6 protein-coding genes and 1 pseudogene are annotated in these 5,343 nt (G+C 62.5%); all 7 read right to left on the reverse strand.

Annotated features, from left to right (window positions below; genetic code table 11):
• Nucleotides 1-123: 123 nt before the first annotated feature.
• Nucleotides 124-642, reverse strand: a complete 519-nt coding sequence (locus tag ACUVTA_RS08290; protein ID WP_445952478.1) for an HIT family protein — start codon at nt 640-642, stop codon at nt 124-126.
• 23 nt (nt 643-665) lie between these two features.
• Nucleotides 666-1,790 (reverse strand): glutamate 5-kinase, encoded by a 1,125-nt coding sequence (gene proB, locus ACUVTA_RS08295; protein ID WP_445952479.1) that lies wholly within the window; start codon nt 1,788-1,790, stop codon nt 666-668.
• A gap of 35 nt (nt 1,791-1,825) precedes the next feature.
• Nucleotides 1,826-3,080 (reverse strand): annotated as a pseudogene (gene obgE, locus ACUVTA_RS08300) (GTPase ObgE).
• Entirely contained in the window at nt 3,080-3,406 is a 327-nt protein-coding gene (locus ACUVTA_RS08305) for a hypothetical protein (protein ID WP_445952480.1), read from the reverse strand. Before ACUVTA_RS08305 ends, obgE begins: the two are co-directional and overlap by 1 nt.
• Nucleotides 3,378-3,623 carry a Spo0B domain-containing protein gene (locus tag ACUVTA_RS08310; RefSeq protein WP_445952481.1) on the reverse strand — a complete coding sequence of 82 codons (246 nt, stop codon included), beginning with the start codon at nt 3,621-3,623 and terminating at the stop codon, nt 3,378-3,380. Before ACUVTA_RS08310 ends, ACUVTA_RS08305 begins: the two co-directional genes overlap by 29 nt.
• Before the next feature lie 26 nt (nt 3,624-3,649).
• Nucleotides 3,650-4,885 carry a cofactor-independent phosphoglycerate mutase gene (locus ACUVTA_RS08315; protein WP_445952483.1) on the reverse strand — a complete coding sequence of 412 codons (1,236 nt, stop codon included), beginning with the start codon at nt 4,883-4,885 and terminating at the stop codon, nt 3,650-3,652.
• Between the two features lie 134 nt (nt 4,886-5,019).
• Entirely contained in the window at nt 5,020-5,283 is a 264-nt protein-coding gene (rpmA, locus tag ACUVTA_RS08320) for a 50S ribosomal protein L27 (protein WP_445952482.1), read from the reverse strand.
• Nucleotides 5,284-5,343 lie beyond the last annotated feature (60 nt).

Here is a 5,343-nt window from a genome sequence, read left to right on the forward strand (position 1 = left end):
TTTTTGAAATCTCCTGGTGACATTTTACCGTGAGTCTTACTCCTTCATTCATCAGGCCCTGGCTGTTTTTTCTTTCAACCCTCAGGTTACGGTTAGAGCATGCTTTCTGACCGTTTGACATACTTAACCCCTGTCCCCTTCCAAGCCCCGCGCAACGGGACTCTCCAAAGCTTCCCGCAGCTTGGCGTAGGTCTGGTCGAGAGTTTCCGAAATCACCTTCACGTCCCCCACCACCGGCATAAAGCTGGTATCCCCGTCCCAACGCGGGACGATGTGGATGTGGAAGTGGCCGGGGTAACCGGCCCCGGCAACCCGCCCAAGGTTAATCCCGACGTTGAAGCCGTGCGGCTTCATCACCCGGCGTAGCAGGGCCACCATCTCTTGCGTAAGCTGAAAAAGGGCCAGCGCTTCCTCCGGTGTCAGCGCGGTGATATCGGCCACATGCCGGTTCGGCGCGACAAGGAGGTGGCCGCTGTTGTAAGGATAAATATTGAGGAGGACAAAGCAGCGCTCCCGCCGGACGAGGAGGTGGTTCTCCCGGTCCCGCGTATCGTTCAGCTTGGCGCAGAAGATGCACTCAGCCTTTTCTGCGTCGCTCTTGGCGACGTAAATTGCTCGCCACGGCGCCCAGAGTCTTTCCATCGCCACCTTCCTTCCTGCTTGTCTCAGGTAAGGACCAGATTATCCCGGTGCACTACCTCATCGTAGGGCTGCGGGCCTATGAGGGCAGCAATCTCCCGGGTTTTCAGCCCCTTCATCCGGTCAACCTCGGCCGCGGCGTAGTTGACGAGGCCGCGGGCGATCTCCTGCCCACCGGGAGCGATGATGCTGACGGAATGTCCCGCGTCAAAGTCACCCTCGATACCGACAATACCGGACGGGAGCAGGCTTCTTCCCTCTTCGCGTAACGCCCGCGCCGCCCCTTCATCCACGTAAATCTTGCCTTGGACGGTGGTCCCGAAAAGGATCCAACGCTTGCGTCCCTTCAAATGACGCTCCGCCGGCCAGAAGACCGTGCCGATTTCCTCCCCTGCCAGTACCCGGCGGAGAACGTTGTCCGCCGCAGCGGCGGCGATAATCATTACCGCCCCCGCATGTCCTACGATCTGCGCCGCCTGAAACTTCGTGACCATCCCGCCGCTCCCGGTGGCCGACCCCGCCCCGCCCGCCACCGCTTCGAGTTCGGGCGTAATCTTCTCAACCTCGGGAATGAAGCGGGCTGCCGGGTCTTTGCGGGGATCAGCCGTGTAGAGGCCGTCAACGTCGGAAAGAATCAGGAGCATCTCCGCGTCGATCAGGTTAGTAACCAGCGCCGAGAGCGTGTCGTTGTCGCCAAAGCGGATTTCGTCCACCGCCACCGTATCGTTTTCGTTGATTATCGGGAGGATGCCGAGGCGGAGCAGGGTAAGGAGCGTATTGCGCGCGTTTAAAAAGCGGCGCCGGTCGGCAAAGTCGTCTCTTGTGAGGAGCACCTGCCCCACGGTAATCCCGTACTGGGAAAAGAAGTTCTCATAAACCTGCAGGAGTAGCCCCTGGCCCACCGCCGCACAGGCCTGCTTCTCTGGGATCGTTTTCGGGCGCGTCTTCCACCCCAGGCGGCCCATACCCGCACCCACAGCTCCCGAAGTAACCAGCAGAAGCTCCCGGCCTTCGTTGTGGAGGTCGGCCATCTCCCGGACTAATTTTTCCATCTGGCCCAGATTGAGCTTTCCGGTTTTATGCGTTAGGGAACTCGTCCCGACCTTTATCACGATCCGCTTGACGTGCCCAAACTCTCTCTTTCGCGCCAAGCCCACCGGTCTCCTTCCTGCAAGGCACCTTAAAATTATTCCCCTACCCATTCGAAGGTCGCGTTCCCGACCCGCACCGTCTCCCCCGCCCTAACCCCTGCGGCACGTAGGGCGGCATCAACCCCCCCACGGACGAGATAGTTTTGTAACCGCCGGAGGACCTCCGGGTTCTCAAGGTCGAACATCACGACCCGGCGCGCCACCGCTTCGTTCTCCACCACAAAGACGCCGTTCTCGACCCTTACCCGAACCGGCTCAACCGCCGCGTACGCCTCCGCGCGCGGGTAAACTGGGTGGCGGGAGCTCACGCAACAGCTGCGCCACCCGTAACATCAACCGGTCAAGGCCCGCACCTGTCACCGCCGAAACCGGAAAAATCTCGTAATCCGCAACGGCGGCGTGGAAACGCGCGAGGTTGGCTTCGCTTTCCGGCAGGTCCATTTTGTTGGCCGCAACCACCTGCGGCCGCCGCGCCAGCTCTTCGTTGTAGAGCGCAAGCTCGCGGTTGACCGCCGTAAAATCGGCCACCGGGTCCCTCCCGCCCGTTCCCGCCATGTCCACAACGTGGATGAGCAACCGGGTCCTTTCGACATGGCGCAGAAACTTATGCCCCAGCCCCGCACCAGCGTGCGCCCCTTCGATAAGGCCGGGAATGTCCGCTAGGACGAAGCTCTCCCCCTCCCCCACCCGGACAACGCCGAGACAGGGCTCGAGGGTCGTGAAGGGATAATCCGCAATCTTGGGGCGGGCCGCCGAAACGCGACTCAGGATGGTTGACTTTCCGGCGTTCGGGAAACCCACCAGGCCCACGTCCGCGAGGAGCTTGAGCTCCAGCTCAAGCCACCGCTCTTCCCCGGGCTCCCCTTTTTCCGCAAAGCGCGGGGCCCTTTCCGTGGGGGTGGCGAAGCGGGCGTTTCCCCGGCCGCCACGGCCGCCCCGGGCAACCACGACCTCCTGCCCGGGGGCCACCAGATCGGCCAGCACCCTGCCTGTCGCTGCGTCGCGCACCACCGTCCCCACCGGCACGCGCAGGATGAGGTCGGCGCCGTTTTTGCCGTGGCACTCCTTTCCCTCCCCGTGGCCGCCGCGCTCCGCCTTGAAGTGGCGCTGGTAGTGGAAATCTACCAGCGTCCGTAGGCCCGCGTCGGCCCGGAGGATGACGTGCCCGCCGCGCCCGCCGTCGCCGCCCGCCGGGCCGCCGCAAGGAACGTACTTTTCCCGGCGGAAGGCGACGCAACCGTTGCCCCCGTCACCGGCCTTAACGTATATTTTCAGGTAATCGTAAAACATCATTCTTTGCCAATCGCGAAACGCCAGAAAAGTTCGAGTTTTTCTAACCCGAAAACCTTGAAGGCTACTCTGGCACCGTCAAAAATAGCCTTTTCCGCCCCAACGATTTCCTCCCAGGGAAAGGCGCCGGCGTAAGTCAAAAGGTAACCCCCCGGGACGTTTCGTCCGGTAATCGTAAGCGCGCGTTCCTCCCCGGTACCGGCAACCCGCGTGGCGATAGCCGCGTGAAGCTTCTCCAGACACGTGGCCAGGGCCCCCTCACCGGCCGGACCTTCACGCGGTCGCACCCTTTCCAGGTCACAGAAAACCTTTACCCCAGCCGCCACGCCCTCCGCCTGGAAGCGTAAGAGCACCCAGGCAAGTCCCGGCAGCCCCGCCTTTGGCCACCCGGCCCCGCGCGGCAAACTCCTCCGCCGCCCGGCCGAGATATTCCTTGATTTTTTCGTGCCGGCCCAGGTCAAGAAGCCCGGAAATCGCCTGCAGGCGGTTTAAAAAATCGTGGTACTGCGCCCGTAAGACCTTAAGTGTCTCCTCCGGTCCCATTCCCCCACCCCGGTTTTCATTTATATCTAACGCTCGGCAACCGCAGCACTTTCGCCTGCACGTCCCAGGAAAAAGGCGAGAAGCTCCGGCCCGGAGAGAAACTCAAGCCGCGTAGCGGCTGCCGCTGCCTCGCTGAAAACTTTGCCCGGAGCACCCGGCCCCTCGGTTTTATCAGCCGCGATCACGAAGGGGACCGGCGCCGCGGTATGGGTTTTGAGCGCGAGCGGGGTCGGGTGGTCCGGGAGGACCATGACCCGCCACCGCGGAAAGGATTCCCGGAGCGACGCAAGTACCTCGCCTACCACTTTAGCGTCGATTTCTTCGATCGCCTTTACCTTCGCCGCCACGTCCCCCTGGTGGCCCGCCTCGTCGGCAGCTTCGACGTGGATGAAGACAAAATCCTGCCCCGCCGCGAGTTCGTCGAGCGCGGCCCGCGCCTTCGCGCGGTAATCGGTGTGGAGGTTCCCGGTCGCGCCGGGAACTACAGGCACCCGCATCCCGGCGAGCACCCCGATACCCCGGATGAGGTCGACCGCCGCGATGACGCTGCCCGCAAGGCCGTACTTTTCCCGGAAAGGCACCAGTCGCGGGCGGCGCCCCTGTCCCCAGAACCAGAGTGAATTCGCCGGGCGTTGCCCCCCCGCCACGCGCCGGCGGTTGACCGCCTCCTCCGGCAAAAACCCGGCGCTTTCCTCCATCAGCCGCCGGAGGAACTTCCCCCCCTCGCCCCGGGGGAGATATTTCCCGATCACCCGCCCCGTGATGTCGTGGGGTGGGGTAAGGGAGGTTTCCGCCGGCCCGCCCCGCCAGACCATCAGGTGGCGGTAGCTTACTCCTGGATAAAAAGAAACCGTCCCGCTGCCCAGCCGCTCCTGAACGGCCCCGATCAGCTCCCGCGCCTCCGCAGACGAAATCTCCCCGGCGCTGTAGTCTACCATCACCTTCGCCACGTAAGGCTCGTCATCCGAAAGGGTGACTAAGTTACAGCGGAAAGCCACATCTTCCGGCCCCAACGCCACCCCCATGCTCGCGGCCTCAAGTGGCGCCCGGCCGGTATAGTACTCCCGCGGGTCGTAGCCCAGCACCGCAAGATTCGCCACGTCGCTGCCCGGGGGGAAGCCGTCCGGAACCGTTTTCACCTGCCCCACTGTTCCCTGCGCCGCTAGGCGGTCCATATGGGGAGTATACGCGTAAGCGAGCGGTGTTACCCCCCCAAGTTCAGGACAGGGGTAATCCGCCATACCGTCCGCCAGAACAATCACGTACTTCAAGGTATCGCCTCACCAAAACGCCCTTTGCCCAATTATAGCAAAAAAGGGGGCTCTCCCCCAACCGCAGGGCTAAAAAAAGCGGGACCCCTTTCCGGATTCCCGCCGCTTGCCCCAAAAGCACCCCTTTAACCGGTGACCATCGGTACGACACTCACAAACTTCTTTTCGGCACCCCGGGAGTGAAAACGCACGTACCCGTCGGTTAAGGCGAAAAGGGTATCGTCCCCGCCCCGGCCCACATTCCGCCCCGGGTGAATCCGCGTACCCCGCTGGCGCACGATAATCGACCCGGCCGTGACAAACTGCCCGTCAGAGCGCTTCACGCCCAAGTATTTCGGTGCTGAATCGCGACCGTTACGCGAACTTCCTACGCCTTTTTTATGGGCCATAAAAACACCTCCTCGTATAATTTGGTTTAGCAACCCATAAGGTTCACGGATTGAATCTTG

This window comes from Thermodesulfitimonas sp. (genome assembly GCF_052743955.1).